The following is a 14,673-nucleotide window of genomic DNA, read 5'->3' on the forward strand; positions in this document are numbered from 1 at the left end:
CATATTAGTAAATAAGTCATTTCATGTCAATAATTTATTGATAGAATAGAATTATAACAAGTAATTTAATGGTCTAATATTAAATCTAATGAACTAAGAGTTGTGGTAAATTAATACCACAACTCTCGGATGTATCATTATTTTAATAAGCCTCTTACTAACTTAATTTTATTTTTATACGGAGGGAACGCTACGTTTAATGGGATAGCTGTACTTTTTTTCACAATAGATTTTTGATGGGTGAACATTTCAAAGCTTGATGCGCCGTGATAAGCTCCCATTCCGGAGTTTCCAACCCCACCAAATGGTAAGTGGGCACTACCAGCATGCATAATTGTATCATTGATACATCCACCACCAAAGGAAAGCTCTTCTAGAAAATAATTTTGTGCTCCTTCATGCTCACTGAACATATAGGCTGCTAGGGGCTTTGGAAATTTTCTAATTTGGCGAATAATAGTAGGTAAATCTTTGTAACTAATCACTGGCAGGATTGGCCCAAAAATCTCTTCTTGCATAGAAGGACTAGAGAAATGTACTCCATCTAAAATGGTAGGTTCTATATATAAATCTTCCTTATCCATTTTACCTCCAAAAATAATATGGTCTTTCTCTTGTAAAACCATTTTTTGTAATCGTCTAAAATGATTGGTATTTACTATTCGCCCATAATCAGGGCTTTCTTGAACGTTTTCACCGTAGAAATGTTGAATAGCTTCCCGTAATTTTTCAAGAAGCTTTTCTTTGACAGTTTCTTCTACGAGTAAATAATCTGGAGCAATACAGGTTTGTCCAGAGTTAACTAATTTGCCCCAAATAATTCGCTTTGCAGCCTGGTCTAAATTAGCCGTATGATCAACGATAGCTGGGCTTTTTCCACCTAACTCTAATGCAATTGGAGTCAACCTTTTAGAGGCAGCCTCCATCACTACCTTCCCAACGTTTACACTACCAGTGAAGAAGATAAAATCGAAAGGAGCATGTATTAATAAAGAGGTTTCTTCTTTTTCTCCCTCAACGACTCTAATATAATGAGGATGAAAGGCTTCAGCTATAATCTTTTTTACTATATTGGTAGTAAAAGGAGTTGTTTCAGAAGGTTTGATAACTCCACAATTTCCGCCTGCTATAGCTCCAAGCAAAGGCTCCATTATTAACTGAAATGGATAGTTAAATGGAGCAATGATTAAGATTGTTCCATAAGGCTCGCTAATAATTTGACTTTTTGATGGCATGAGCGCCAACGGTGTCTTCACCTGTTTTGGCTCCATCCATTTATCCAAATTTTTCTTCATATGAGTAATACTTTCATATATCAACCCTATTTCAGTTGTATATGCTTCAAACTCACTCTTCCTTAAATCTTTATAAAGGGCTTTTATTACTTCATTTTCATATTTTTTAATCGTTTTTTTCAAAATGTCTAATTGGTCGATTCGAAACTTTGCAGATTTAGTTATGCCTGAGTAAAAATACGCTTGGTGTTCCTCTAACATCTGATCTAGCTGCTGTGATGTAAAATTCACATTATCATCTCCTCATCAACTTTTTATTGCACTATGTTTGGTGAACAAATAAACCTTTGACTACTTTTTGTTATCAAATATAGTCTACTCTCTAAAGCATACTATTATTTTTCAGTTGACGAAAGAATTTGTATTTTTATCCTTGTACATTAAATAACTTTAAAATGGCATACTACTTTCATAAGGGAGATTTGAAACCAATCAATAAGTCCCTCTATGTACTCCATCCCTTATGAAAAAAGTCATGTTTTTGAAATAATTGTTTGGTTATGAATCATATCGGGGTATATGAAAGGCAAATGATAAAATTAATAAGTTTTTTGGAAAAGGAGAGGAAATATAATGACTGAAACTCAAACTTGGTGGGAGCCTATTTTTCAAGGTCCGATGTCTATTGGATTAAATAAGGAACGTTTACTAAATGAATTAGAAGAGGAGACTTTCTTATATTTCCAGCAAGATGACTCAGCTTTAATGGAAACTGCTACAATGGAATAGATTATATCCATAAATCATCTTTCCTCTTACTAGGAGGGCTGACTATTATGGAATACTTAGCTTGAGTAATCTACATTAGCTTGTTGGATCTGACTTAAGCAATTGCGCTTTTCTAATTGAATAAATCATTATCAATATTTTATCGACGAGGAGATTCTGTTTAGATTCTCCTCTTTTCATATGTCTTCATATTGTGAGCCATGTGCTTTTCTCCATAACAATCTATGTATTGAACACACTCAACTATATTTGAAGGACTGTAGTGAATAGTAAGCTCTTCATTCACAAATTCAGTCTTAAAAGTAATACTCAACAAATCCTGCTTCACGGGTATTAGTTTATATTTGTATAGCGCATTATACATTTTTGAAACAGTTAAGAAGATACTGTTATTTTCTTGAGATATTGATATAGTTTGAGTGGGTCGATCTATAACCTGGTATTGCCCGATTATACAAAGTTTTTTATGTGAATCGTCCACTCTAATTGCATCTATAGATGCTGGCAGAAACATACTTCCACCTAACATTACTTCAGATATCTCTTCAGTTAGTTTAATTACGGGTGTTATACTCAAATTACTTAAATAGATTACCGTTATTTTCTCCTCAGAAAATCGAAGAAAATTACTACAGAAACCACTAATATCTCCATAATGATGCGAACATTTTTTGTTAAATTTATTTGAAATTACCCAACCAGAAGCATAATTACTTCTATTTACTTCAAACATTTTTTTCGTTAACACTTCGTCTAATATAGTAAAGGAGCTTAACGCCTTGTCCCAAATGAAAAGGTCTTCGACTGTTGAATAGAGACCATAAGCACCAAGAGGAAAAGACATATCCGAATATTCTGCTCGGATAACTTCCTCCCAAACTGAATACCCTGACGCCATTTCAGCTATTACTTTCCTGCCATCATCACAGCCAGTATTAACCATCCCTAACGGATTAAAAATATACTCGCTCAAATATTTTGCATAAGGCATATTTGAGACCTGCTCAATTACTGCTGTTAAGATAGAGTAGCCTGAATTAGAGTATTCAAATTCGTTACCTGGTTTAAAATGTAGTGGCTTATCTTTAAAGGCGTCAATTAGTTGGGCTAGAGTTAGAGGCAATCTCATATTGCTAGACCAAAAATCTGAGTCTGCTGTAAAATTGGGAATCCCCGAGGTATTTGTTAAACAGTGATAAATGGTGATTTCCCCTCCATTAGGATAATTCACTAAATACTTGCCTATAGCGTCATTTATATTTAAGTTACCATTTTTATGTAACTGATAAATTGCAAAAGAAGTGAAAGCTTTGGACAGGGATCCTATACGAAATTTAGTATGAGAAAAATTAGGAATTTTATGTTCCCAGTTAGCGAATCCATATCCTTTATTCACTATAATTCGATCACTTGACGCTACAAGAATTGAACCATTTATATACCCATTTTTATCGTAAGCGTCTAAAAGCCATTTTTTTTTTCATCAATCCCCATACTTCTTCCACCTCAAAAATTTCATTTTATTCTGTTTTTATTACTGTAGCATAGAATGAACATGCTGATTTCAATATTCGGCTTAGACTTTGGCATGAAGTATGTGATAGTGTAAGCATTGCTCAAAGTAAATCACGCGTGTATATATGTACGATTAGCTAGATGAGTATGGTTAGTGACTTATTTTTAATACTTTCTAGTCTTAAAAAAAAACAGCCACGAGTGGCTGCTCTCTTTTAAGTAGTTGCTCCCTTGATATTAGTTTCCGGTGCTGTTTCTTCTGGAGCTATATCCTCGAAGGTTTCGTTAGCCTCTTGCAAGTCTCTTGTTCGATGTGCAAGTCTAGATGCAGCACTTGCCGCTATACTTGCAACCAAGTCATCTAGAAAGGTATGAATGCTACCTCCTGCCTTTGTATCAAGCTTAGATATTATACCAATCTTATTTTTGTCTAGATGTCCAAACGTGGTGACGGCTATACTTCCGTATGTAAATACAGCGCCTAACGCAATTGTTTCATCTACGCCAAATAATCCTTCATCTGCTTCTACAATCTGTTGTAGTGGAGCTGATAACATTTTTTTCTCTGCAAGTTCGTCTAATTCAATTCCTACAAGAATTGCATGTTGCATTTCTCTTTTTTTCATGACACTCTTGATCGACTCAATACAGTGATCAATTGTTAGTCCTTTGTTATATGGAAATTGCATTTCATACACTATTTTAGCAATCTCTTCGATTGTAACTCCTCTACGCTTTAACGCGTCCACCGTTGCTTGCTCTACTGTGCGGGAATGCACTCTAGATGTTTGATTATCCAAAAAATAACCTCCTTTTTCTATTTTGAGTCTGTAAAAAGAATACCTATAAGCTGCTCTCATTATACCTCTTTCCCAGTATATGTTACAATTTCTATATAACATGACAACGAGGTGTAAGAATGAACAAAGGGACTTTACAAGATACAACTATATACAGCAAGGCTTTGGATGAAGAAATTCAATTATTAATTTATTTGCCGCCAAATTACTCCCCATTATATAAATATTCAGTCCTTATAGCATCTGACGGTAAAGATTATTTTCAATTAGGAAGAATTTCTCGTGTAGCAGATGAATTGTATGATAATCAAGAAATAGAAAATCTAATAATTGTCGGTGTTCCTTATAAAAGTGTCAAAGAACGTAGAAGCATGTATCACCCAGATGGAGAAAAACAGCTAGCGTATTCACGTTTTATAGCACAAGAGCTAGTTCCTTATATAGATGAAAATTATCCGACTTATCAAATTGGAATGGGAAGAGCTTTGATAGGAGATTCCTTAGCTGGCACAATTTCCTTACTTACAGCCCTTAGTTATCCAAATACTTTTGGTAAAGTTATAATGCATTCTCCTCTCATCAATGAGGACATATTAGAAATGGTTGAAAATCATAAAGAAGTACATGCATTTTCTCTATACCAGGTGGTTGGTAACCAAGAGACTGCTGTTAAAACGGGAGATGGTTTAGAAACTGATTTCCTTACACCAAACAGAAAATTGCATAATTTACTCCTAAATAAAGGGTTTTCTACTTTTTATGACGAATTAGAAGGAGACCATACTTGGAAGCTATGGCAACCAGACATTAAAAGATCACTGCAAAACAATTTCAGTCTTTAAGATGTTTTTGGTATAATAGAAATATATTGTAAGATAATTTTAAGGAGGTCATGATTATGAAATACGGTATTGTTGCTTTTCCATCAAAAAAGGTGCAAGATTTTGCGAACTCTTATAGAAAGCGTTATGATCCCCATTATGCTCTTATTACTCCTCATATGACTTTAAAGGGAGTTTTTGAAGCAGATGAAGCCCAAATTAAAACAATAGCTAACCAAATTAATGAAATAGCTAAGACCCATAAGCCCTTTATAATGAAAACAACAAAAGTAAGTTCTTTTGCTCCTGTAACAAATGCTATCTACTTCAATATTCAATCTACGCAAGAGCTTGAAAAATTACATGAGGATCTGAATTCAATTGAGTATCATGATGATGAAACCTATTCATTTGTACCTCATATTACTATTGCACAAAAACTTAGTGCAAGTGAGCATGACGATATATTGCCCCAATTAAAAATGATTGGAGCAGAATTCGAGGAAGAAATAGATCGAATTCATCTGTTGTATCAGCTAGAAGACGGTTCCTGGACCGTATATGAAACATTTAGATTGTCTGGAGCTGAGTAACCATTGGTATTTGCAAAGATTGTTGAAACTGAGAAAGAGTACGATGATGCAATATATATAAGAAGAAAAGTATTTGTAGAGGAACAAGACGTTCCTCTGCATTTAGAGTTAGATGAATACGACATGAAAGCAACACATTTTGTTGCTTATGACGGAGATACTCCTTTTGGAGCTGGTCGGATTCGCATTGCTGAGCCCACTATTGGTAAAGTAGAACGCGTATGTATCTTACCTGAATATAGAGGGAAAAAACTAGGTAATTTGATGATGGAATGTATGGAAGATTACGCAAAGGACCATCAATTTAAAAAACTAAAGTTAAACGCTCAGAGTCACGCTATACCCTTTTATGAAAAAAGAGATTATGTTATCACGTCTCCTGAATTTTTGGAAGCTGGTATCCCTCATAGAGCTATGGAAAAAGAATTATAAAGAGTAAAACCCGCTAACTATAGGTTAGCGGGTTTTACTCTTTGCTTAAATATAGGTATTCACATAGTTACCTTTACCTGATATTTCTGCAATAATAGGTGATAAATTAACGGGATTTGGTTGGATAAAGCCTTTAGATAATGGCAAGCTAGAAAGTTCTTTATTACCCGATAACTGCTTTTCTTCTTGTTGTTCTACTATTCCTTCTTTTTGTTGAAGGTCAGCTAAGTGATCATCGAAAATCGATTTCATTTTAACATTTTGAACATTATTGATTTGAGCAAAATTATATTCTTCCATTTGCATACGATTCGCATAAATTTGCGACTGCAAAGGTTGAACTGGAATAATATACCCCATTCTTATCCACCTCCATTATAAAACTATATGCTCTTTACCCTTGTTTAATTTACCTTAAACCTATTTTTTAAATATTACAGCATTTTTTCAATATCGGTTAAACTGATTGAACTTCCTTTTTGGAGGATTGAGTTCGTCAGTTGATCTTCTAATTCTTTAGAAACAGGTTTGTTGGCAAGCCTGCCTACTTTTCTTACGATTTTACGAACTTGATGTTCATTGGTAAAATCAGCATTTGAAATGGCGTTAGCTAGTGTGAAAAGCTCATCCATTGATACACCGGTTTTATTCTCAATCGCTCTGAAAAAAGAATTTTGCATGTAATTTCCCCCTCGCATTATTTATAATCAGGTTTAAGGGAGAAAGCTAGCTCCGACAATGATCAATAAAATGAATAAAACAACGATTAATACAAATGTTGAACCTGCACCTTTATTTCCACCGTAGCCACCCTCATATCCGTAGCCTCCGCCGTAACCGTAACATCCTCCATCACAATAACCGTACATATCCTTTCCCCCCTTCCTTTCAACTTATAGTATGCAAGGGGGGCGCAAGAAATAGGGCATTTTGCTTAATAGGTTGTTTTTCGTTTTTGGAATATAAAAGCACCAATTATTCCGAATAATATAGCTGCACTGATACCGGAACTCGTTACCTCAAACATTCCAGTTATTACTCCAACTAAGCCATGTTTTTCAGCTTCTGCGAGTGCACCATGGGTTAATGAGTTCCCAAAAGAAGTGATCGGAATTGTTGCCCCCGCTCCTGCAAAATCAATAAGGGGCTCATATAAACCAAAACCATCTAAAATTGCCCCTGCTACCACCATACCGCTTAATGTATGAGCTGGTGTTAGTTTACAAACATCCATTAGAATTTGTCCAATTACACAAATTAAACCTCCGACGATAAAAGCTGTAATTAATGATGAAATCATATTATCCCTTCTTCTCCATTCGACATTCAATAGCATGTGCTATGCATGGGATGGTTTCTCCCTGTTGATAAGTTAATGGAGAAAGCAATGCACCTGTAGCTATTAGTAAAACCCGTTTAAATGTACCTTTTTTGAGTTGACTGTATATATGACTAAAAAATACTGAAGCAGAACAGCCAGGACCACTCGCACCGGCATTAAAGAATTGGTCATCTCCATAATATTGAGCTCCAGCATCCTGCAAAATTACTCCGCTATTTTCATCCTGAAACATCTCTTTTAATATAGAAAGTCCTATCTTTCCTAAGTCACCTGTCATTATCAAATCATAATCTGACATTTTACTGTTTGTGTTTTTTAAGTGACGTTCGATGGTATCTCTAGCAGCTGGGGCCATAGCAGCTCCCATATGGAGAGGATTCGATTGCTTTCCATCCACTACTCTTCCCATCGTCGCATGAGAAATATAGGGTGCATTTTTAGCATTGCTCTGTAAAAGAGCAAAAGCAGCAGCCGTTACTGTCCATTGTGCAGTCTTAGGCTTTTGCGCCCCATACTCCAAAGGATATCTGAACTGTCTTTCCACAGTGGGATGATGACTTGAAGCACCAGCAAGGATACTTTTCGAATTTCCCGTTTCTAACAGGAGGCAGCCAATGATAGTTGCTTCCATAGAACTTGCACAAGCAGAAAATACGCCAAAGTAAGGAATTGCAAGCTTTCTTGCTGCAAAGCTGGAAGGCGACATTTGATTGACTAGGTCTCCTCCAATAAACAAATCAATATTATCCATCTTTTCATGAACCTTACTAACAGCAATTGAGCAAGCCTTTTCTATAAATCGACTAGCGGCCTGTTCATAAGTTTCGTTTTTTTCCTTTTCTGTCGTTAATATTTCATCAAAAGACTCCGCAAATGGGCTCACTTTTTCCACAGGTCCAACAACAACGCCTGCACTTGCGATGCTCGGCCTTTGTGTAAATGAAATAGTTCCACCGGTATTTACCATGAGACCACTCCCAATTTGACGAGAATTGTTTTAACTAGAGCCACAAAAAATGCAGAAAGCACGCCAAATACGATAACTGATCCTGCAAGCTTAAACATGTTACCACCGACCCCTAATACATAACCCTCTGTTTTATGTTCTATGGAAGCGGAGATAACTGCATTACCAAATCCGGTAACGGGCACCGCAGATCCCGCTCCTCCAAACTGGGAAATTTTTTTATATAAGCCTGTCCCTGTTAAAATCATAGCTATGAATATCATAGTTGCAACAGTAGGATTCCCTGCTGTTTTTTCAGTAAAAGGAAAAAAGCGCATATAGAAGAATGTTATTAATTGACCTACTGTACAAAATATTCCACCTACTATAAAAGCTTTTAAACAATTCATAAACACCGGGGCTTTGGGAGTCTGCTTATCAACAACTTTTTGAAATTGTTTTTGATCCATTAGGTCTCTTCCTTCGATAGGGTTTTAATTTCTTCGATAGCTTTTTTCAATTTTTCATTTTTCTTTTCTTTATTCATGATTTTTTCAATTTCCCATTTGATTTTGATATCCCCTGTCACTATAACCTCTTTATCCGGGAACTCTTTTTCAATTTCCTTTTTTACTTCATCTTCGATTTTCACTTTTTGAAATCGTTTTAATCTTGCTATATCAATCGCTACCAGAACATCATTGTTATCCATTACACTTTTATATCCAACAATTTTATCCTGCTCTTTAAGGAGCTCTTCAAGTTTGGAAGTATCTCCATCAGAATACACCTTATACTCTGGGCCTGAACAAGCAGCCATTAAGAATAATAACAGGAGAACACACACTATTTTTTTCATAGGTTCTTTGCTCCTTTTTTAGTTAGTATGTACGCGCAAAATTGAATTATGCAATTCTATCTGAGCTATTTGCCCCTATCCAAAACTGTACCGCTACATAAATTACTTAAGAAGAGACAAAGGAGGTGAATATTTATGGGTTGTGGAAATAATGAACACGTTTCTGGTCACCATGATAAAAATCAACGTTGCGTATGTGACGTAGTTCGAGCTATTAAAGATATACAAGATCAAGCAGAAAATAATTGCGGTCCGTGTCCAACTAGTTGCTTTTTAGAGCCACTTGGAGGACTTGTAAGTCCATCAAGAAATAATGCAGATACACGTGTTTTCATGTTATTGACAAAAGATGGAGATCCCTTCAAAGCTTTTTTCCGTGATTTAACACCTAGACCACATGATAATGATTGCGTATCAGTATTTTTCCGTGTAGAAGATATCTTTGATAACTGTTGTGCTACATTAAGAGTTTTAGAACCACTTGACGCTCAACGACACGGAGTAAATTTATTAAACGGTGATGGTACTAAAATTGATTTCAAACAAATTTGTAAGGTACGTAATTTCGATTTAACTGGTAGCTGTGTAACCGTAGATTTAAACTGTTTCTGTGGTATTGAATGCGTAGCGGATGTATTTTTAGATGTATGTGACTAATCGTTTCAATAATGTAGTGTCTATTCCGTTCGGGCTAACCACCGAACGGTTTTTAATCATTGTATTTTTATAGCACAAGCTTTACTTGTACTACCTTCTTTTGATCTTATTTGGATTTTTTGGTAAATGATTAGCTTTGTTTGAAATTAACCGAAGCAATTATTGAATAGATAAAAGACACGTACCCTTAGGGACGTGTCTTTTATCTACTGCTTTTCTCGTAAAAAAGCTAATCATATATTAACCATCATTTATTTCATTATACTTCCTCGCCAAGTAATTTTTATAACTTGCTCAATTGGATAGACAGCATTTTCTCCTGAGTTTAATTTAATTGTAACGCTTTTTCCGTTCACTTCCTCAACTTCTCCCTGCAGTATTCCCCCACCTTTTAAATGAAAGTTTAATGGGCGGTATACTTGGCGTTGAAATGGCTTTGCTAAAAAATATAATTTATCTAAAATAGCTGAAGTTGTGCCGGACATTTCTCTGTTTTTTTCATAAATCGAAGTACTTTCTTCCTCTCCATCTTCTACTAGCTTTTCGAATTCTATAACTTCTTTAAATTCGGGAGGAAGATGAAAAACCGGTGGCCCTTGTATAAAAAGTAAAGGATCATTTAATGAGCTCATTGACACATCCTTTTTCCTTTACCTTATGCAAAAAACATTGAATTGGTTAATTTATAAAGAAGAGATGAACAATGTCGCTAAGCCCAGATAGATTAAAATACTAATTAAATCATTGATGGTCGTTATGAATGGTCCAGATGCTACAGCTGGATCGATTTTCATGCGATGGATGAGTAAAGGAATAAATGATCCACCAAGTGTAGCAAAAAATATTGATCCAAATATTGCAGCTCCAACGAGCATCCCGATTAAAAGATCATGTTTCCAAAAGTAAATAACTCCTATCACAAGTAACCCGCAGATTAATCCTGTTATTAAGCCTGTACCAGCTTCACGAAATAATAGTTTAGTTTTACTTTGCTCCTCGATATCGCCTGTTGCGATCCCGCGTACAGCAACGGCTAGCGCCTGTGTCCCACTATTACCGGCCATACCCGCAATTAGAGGGATAAACACCGCAAGAAGTGCAACCTTGTCTAATGTTTGCTCAAAAATACTCATCAGATTTGCCGTCATCATCCCCAAGAATAGAAGAATGATTAGCCATGGAAGTCTCTTTCTTGCAGCCGAAAATGGACCCTTATCAAATGTATCCATATCAGATACTGCGGCAAGTTTGGAATAATCATCTGACGCTTCTTCATCTAATACGTCGATAATATCATCTACTGTTACAATTCCAAGTAAATGGTTCTCAAAATCTAGAACAGGGACAGCTAAAAAGTCATAATCCTTAATCATTTTAGCGACTTCTTCTTGATCTTCGTTTACTAGAACACTTACAACACGCTCATTCATAATATCTTTTATCAAAGTATCTTCATCTGCTACGATAAGGTCTCTCAATGATATGACCCCTGCAAGCCTATGTGATTCATCTACAACGAATAAATAATAAATCGTTTCGGCATCAGGAGCTGCATTTCTTAATATTGTCATGGCAGAACGACAAGTGGAGTTTTCTGGAATAGCGACATATTCAGTTGTCATTATAGATCCAGCTGTATATTCTTCATAATCTAACAGGTCCTTGATTTCCTGTGCAGATTCTTTGTCCATAATATTTAAATAACTTGCTACTTGTGCATCCTCTAGTTCGTTTAGTACGTCTACTGCATTATCAGCATACATGAACGAAAGCATATCGGCTGCATACGTTGTGTCCATTTCTTTTAAGTAAAATTCATACAGTTCTTCATCAAACTTAGTTGCCTCAAAAAGCTCTGCCATCTCTTTCGGAGAAAGATAATGAAAGATTTTCTGTCGTAATTCTGGCTCTACCTTCTCAAAAAATATTGACTGATCGTAAGGATGAAGTTCCATAAAAATCTCTCTAAAATCATCCATTGAATCTGCAAGCAAAAAATGAATTAAATTTGATTCCTCAAGTTCCAATAGATCCACTTTTTCCTCTTTCATATCTTTCCCTCCTTCCGGCATATAACCTTTACTATTGTATGACCACTGTTTTTAATAAGCAATAGCTTTCTTAAAATGGCAACAAAAGTTACATCAATATATTATTCCCTGGGAAATTTTTTTGAAACTATATGGAAATAATGAAACTCAAAAATGTTTAGGAAAATTATTCAAAAATAATCAAGGGTAGTGATCATTGTCACTCCCCTTGTTTTAATATTTCATTCACTTTTCCTTTTAAATGATATCAAAAATAGCTTGCAAGTCCATAGGATATTTATCTTCTATATATAATGGTTGTTTAGTAAAAGGATGAACCAATTCTAATTGTTTGGCGTGCAAAGCCTGACGGCATATTAAATTAAGTCTTCCACCATATAGATCATCTCCTAATAGTGGGTGTCCAACAGACATCATATGTACCCTAATCTGATGGGTTCTACCAGTAAAGAGCTTTAATCTGACATGACTCAACTTTTCACCTTTAACAGTAAATCGACTCAACACTTCTACCGATGTTTTAGCCTGTTTTCCTTCTGGGTCTATCATTCGCTCGATTATACTATTGTCTTTTCGTCCAATGGGTGCATCAATGAGGAAGGAATCTTGTCCTACATAACCATGTACAATCGCTTCATAAGTTCTTGAAATTGCACCTGCCTTTTGCATTTCACTCAGTAAGTGATGAGCATGACGATGCTTTGCAATACACACTATTCCTGACGTATCTTTGTCTAGCCTAGTAACAATATGTACAGTTGAAGCAGAAGAATTCTTTTCTAAATATCCACAAATCCCATTCGCTAATGTTCCCATAGGATGTTCCCGGGAAGGAATTGTACTTATTCCAGCTTTTTTAGATATAACAAGTAAATGCTCATCTTCAAATAATATAGGAAAGAACATTTCCTCCGCGATTAATCCTTCGCTTTTTTTCTCTCGTGGAAACACGATAGTGACTATATCACCCTTAGCAAGAGTATGTCTTACTGTCTTTTCTTCCCCGTTAACTAAAATTTGACCGCCATCATATTTAATACTTGTAAGAGCTTTTTTGGATATTCCATACTGACTGATAGCATCTCTTAGTAGAACAGATTCGTTAATAGAAAAAGAAAGCTTTATCTGATTTTCTGTCATTATTTTAAATCACTATCTATGAAGCTGTCATGTACCCTTGTCCAAAATGGGAAGGAACGGAATCTAGCAAAACGAACTTTTTCCTCTGCTACTCTATATTCGATTGAAGCAACATCTTTGTGCAACAAGTGAAGATGATCCACAGTTACCATAAAATCTGGACCATTAACAGGTCTCAATAGGCACGTATGGTGTTTTGGTAAAACTAAAGAAGAGCCAACTGTCCTAAATACTCGATTGTTAATTGAAGCAATTTCAGCTAACTGCATCGCCTCTAGGGATGGATGTACTATCGCTCCACCAAGTGCTTTATTATAGGCTGTACTTCCCGATGGAGTAGACATACACAAGCCGTCTCCTCTAAATCTTTCAAACAAACTTCCATTTAACTCAACATCCATTACTAGCGTTACATCTGGGGATTTAACGGTAGATTCGTTTAACGCCAGATAAACGGAGTTATCCTCTTCGTGCTTATAGTTAATAGTAACCTCCAATAAAGGATACTCTATTACTTTAAATTCTTTTTTCGCAATACTAATCACTAGCTTTTCTATTTCTGATGGCTTCCAATCTGCATAAAAACCAAGATGTCCGGTGTGGATACCAACAAACGCAACAGAATCTGTCATATGTTTGTATTTATGAAAGGCATGCAACAAAGTTCCATCTCCACCTATTGATAGGACAATATCTGGGGTCTCTTCATCTAATACAAGCCCAAAGTCAGTAAGATACATTTTGGCAGTTTCCATTAATTGATTGGAGAGTTCGTCATTTCGAGACTGTATAAAAAACTTCATTATTACCACGGCCTCTCTTTATATTTTTTCTTCTTTGATACGAGGAGTGGATAGCTCCTTGTTTTCACTAAAATACTTTTGGGCTTCCTGTATTTCCCCTCTGATAAGAGACATCTCTTCATCTAAACGAAAAGCAGCCTCAGCTGCATATTGCAAACGATTTTTTATCTCTTCTGGAAATACACCTTTATATTTATAATTTAACGAATGCTCAATGGAGGCCCAAAAATTCATTGCTAAAGTGCGGATTTGAATTTCCGCTAATATATTTACCTCTCCATGAATGGTTTGAACAGGGTATTCAATGATCACATGAAAGGATCGATAACCACTTTGTTTTTTATGACTTATATAATCTCTCTCTTCAACAATAGTGATGTCTTTTCTACTTCGAAGTAACTGAACCACCGTTTCTATATCATCGACAAATTGACACATCATTCGCAGTCCCGCAATATCCGGTATTTCTTTTGCTAGCGTTACAGAAGGTTCAAACACAATTCCCTTTTCTAATGACTTATCGTATATACTTGCGAGTGGTTTCACTCTACCAGTTACAAATTCAATCGGGGAATTTGTATTCTCAATATCAAATTGAGTACGCATTCCTTTTAATTTAACTTTTAACTCTGCAACTGCCTGTTTATATGGTTCTAAAAAACGTTCCCATTGGCCCATACTAATAAACCT

The 14,673-nt window shown here is 35.6% G+C and carries 20 protein-coding genes; 5 read left to right on the forward strand and 15 right to left on the reverse strand.

Annotated elements, in window-relative coordinates:
- Positions 1 to 137: 137 nt before the first annotated feature.
- Positions 138 to 1,526, reverse strand: a complete 1,389-nt coding sequence (locus H9650_RS02270) for an aldehyde dehydrogenase (protein WP_191696456.1) — start codon at positions 1,524 to 1,526, stop codon at positions 138 to 140.
- A gap of 342 nt (positions 1,527 to 1,868) precedes the next feature.
- Here H9650_RS02270 and H9650_RS02275 point away from each other — a divergent pair, with 342 nt between their 5' ends.
- The gene (locus H9650_RS02275) at positions 1,869 to 2,024 is read left to right on the forward strand and encodes a hypothetical protein (protein WP_191696457.1); all 156 of its coding nucleotides are present in this window, start codon (positions 1,869 to 1,871) and stop codon (positions 2,022 to 2,024) included.
- Positions 2,025 to 2,184: 160 nt separating this feature from the next.
- Here H9650_RS02275 and H9650_RS02280 read toward each other — a convergent pair whose 3' ends face one another.
- Together H9650_RS02280 and H9650_RS02285 are read right to left on the reverse strand one after the other, a co-directional pair.
- Positions 2,185 to 3,462, reverse strand: a complete 1,278-nt coding sequence (locus H9650_RS02280) for a serine hydrolase domain-containing protein (RefSeq protein ID WP_191696692.1) — start codon at positions 3,460 to 3,462, stop codon at positions 2,185 to 2,187.
- Positions 3,463 to 3,754: 292 nt separating this feature from the next.
- Complete coding sequence (locus H9650_RS02285; RefSeq protein WP_191696458.1) at positions 3,755 to 4,339, reverse strand: phosphatidylglycerophosphatase A family protein; 585 nt, start codon at positions 4,337 to 4,339, stop codon at positions 3,755 to 3,757.
- A gap of 119 nt (positions 4,340 to 4,458) precedes the next feature.
- Between H9650_RS02285 and H9650_RS02290 the strand changes: the two genes are divergently transcribed.
- The 3 genes from H9650_RS02290 to H9650_RS02300 are packed head-to-tail and all read left to right on the forward strand — an operon-like array spanning position 4,459 to position 6,185.
- On the forward strand, positions 4,459 to 5,181 hold the full coding sequence (locus H9650_RS02290) for an alpha/beta hydrolase (protein WP_191696459.1): 723 nt from the start codon (positions 4,459 to 4,461) through the stop codon (positions 5,179 to 5,181).
- Between the two features lie 56 nt (positions 5,182 to 5,237).
- Positions 5,238 to 5,753: a YjcG family protein gene (locus H9650_RS02295; protein WP_144537768.1), complete on the forward strand. Its 516-nt coding sequence runs from the start codon at positions 5,238 to 5,240 to the stop codon at positions 5,751 to 5,753.
- 3 nt (positions 5,754 to 5,756) lie between these two features.
- Positions 5,757 to 6,185: a GNAT family N-acetyltransferase gene (locus H9650_RS02300; RefSeq protein WP_144537766.1), complete on the forward strand. Its 429-nt coding sequence runs from the start codon at positions 5,757 to 5,759 to the stop codon at positions 6,183 to 6,185.
- A gap of 45 nt (positions 6,186 to 6,230) precedes the next feature.
- On the opposite strand, the gene H9650_RS02305 is transcribed toward H9650_RS02300, so the two are convergent.
- The 7 genes from H9650_RS02305 to H9650_RS02335 form a co-directional block, all read right to left on the reverse strand.
- Complete coding sequence (locus tag H9650_RS02305) at positions 6,231 to 6,545, reverse strand: hypothetical protein (RefSeq protein ID WP_191696460.1); 315 nt, start codon at positions 6,543 to 6,545, stop codon at positions 6,231 to 6,233.
- A 74-nt stretch (positions 6,546 to 6,619) separates the two neighbouring features.
- Entirely contained in the window at positions 6,620 to 6,865 is a 246-nt protein-coding gene (locus tag H9650_RS02310) for a stage VI sporulation protein F (RefSeq protein WP_144537763.1), read from the reverse strand.
- 33 nt (positions 6,866 to 6,898) lie between these two features.
- Positions 6,899 to 7,054, reverse strand: coding sequence for a YjcZ family sporulation protein (locus tag H9650_RS02315; RefSeq protein ID WP_144537761.1), 156 nt, complete (start codon positions 7,052 to 7,054; stop codon positions 6,899 to 6,901).
- Positions 7,055 to 7,119: 65 nt separating this feature from the next.
- Positions 7,120 to 7,485, reverse strand: coding sequence for a stage V sporulation protein AE (gene spoVAE / locus H9650_RS02320; RefSeq protein ID WP_144537758.1), 366 nt, complete (start codon positions 7,483 to 7,485; stop codon positions 7,120 to 7,122).
- A 1-nt stretch (position 7,486) separates the two neighbouring features.
- The gene (locus tag H9650_RS02325; RefSeq protein ID WP_154311246.1) at positions 7,487 to 8,494 is read right to left on the reverse strand and encodes a beta-ketoacyl-[acyl-carrier-protein] synthase family protein; all 1,008 of its coding nucleotides are present in this window, start codon (positions 8,492 to 8,494) and stop codon (positions 7,487 to 7,489) included.
- Positions 8,488 to 8,943 carry a stage V sporulation protein AC gene (gene spoVAC / locus H9650_RS02330; RefSeq protein WP_144537755.1) on the reverse strand — a complete coding sequence of 152 codons (456 nt, stop codon included), beginning with the start codon at positions 8,941 to 8,943 and terminating at the stop codon, positions 8,488 to 8,490. The genes H9650_RS02325 and spoVAC overlap by 7 nt, the downstream gene beginning before the upstream one ends.
- Complete coding sequence (locus H9650_RS02335; protein ID WP_144537753.1) at positions 8,943 to 9,332, reverse strand: YhcN/YlaJ family sporulation lipoprotein; 390 nt, start codon at positions 9,330 to 9,332, stop codon at positions 8,943 to 8,945. Before H9650_RS02335 ends, spoVAC begins: the two co-directional genes overlap by 1 nt.
- A gap of 135 nt (positions 9,333 to 9,467) precedes the next feature.
- On the opposite strand from H9650_RS02335, the gene H9650_RS02340 reads away from it, so the two are divergent.
- On the forward strand, positions 9,468 to 9,989 hold the full coding sequence (locus tag H9650_RS02340) for a CotY/CotZ family spore coat protein (protein WP_144537751.1): 522 nt from the start codon (positions 9,468 to 9,470) through the stop codon (positions 9,987 to 9,989).
- Between the two features lie 251 nt (positions 9,990 to 10,240).
- On the opposite strand, the gene H9650_RS02345 is transcribed toward H9650_RS02340, so the two are convergent.
- From H9650_RS02345 to H9650_RS02365, 5 genes are all read right to left on the reverse strand, one after another.
- On the reverse strand, positions 10,241 to 10,621 hold the full coding sequence (locus H9650_RS02345) for a hypothetical protein (protein ID WP_144537749.1): 381 nt from the start codon (positions 10,619 to 10,621) through the stop codon (positions 10,241 to 10,243).
- Between the two features lie 51 nt (positions 10,622 to 10,672).
- The gene (gene mgtE, locus H9650_RS02350; RefSeq protein ID WP_191696461.1) at positions 10,673 to 12,040 is read right to left on the reverse strand and encodes a magnesium transporter; all 1,368 of its coding nucleotides are present in this window, start codon (positions 12,038 to 12,040) and stop codon (positions 10,673 to 10,675) included.
- A gap of 237 nt (positions 12,041 to 12,277) precedes the next feature.
- On the reverse strand, positions 12,278 to 13,180 hold the full coding sequence (locus H9650_RS02355) for an RluA family pseudouridine synthase (RefSeq protein WP_154311248.1): 903 nt from the start codon (positions 13,178 to 13,180) through the stop codon (positions 12,278 to 12,280).
- A complete protein-coding gene (locus tag H9650_RS02360; protein ID WP_154311249.1) occupies positions 13,180 to 13,983 on the reverse strand; it encodes an NAD kinase in 804 nt (267 codons plus the stop codon). Before H9650_RS02360 ends, H9650_RS02355 begins: the two co-directional genes overlap by 1 nt.
- 18 nt (positions 13,984 to 14,001) lie before the next feature.
- A complete protein-coding gene (locus H9650_RS02365) occupies positions 14,002 to 14,661 on the reverse strand; it encodes a GTP pyrophosphokinase (protein WP_144537742.1) in 660 nt (219 codons plus the stop codon).
- Positions 14,662 to 14,673 lie beyond the last annotated feature (12 nt).

The sequence above is a fragment of the Psychrobacillus faecigallinarum genome (genome assembly GCF_014836595.1).
GTDB lineage: Bacteria > Bacillota > Bacilli > Bacillales_A > Planococcaceae > Psychrobacillus > Psychrobacillus faecigallinarum.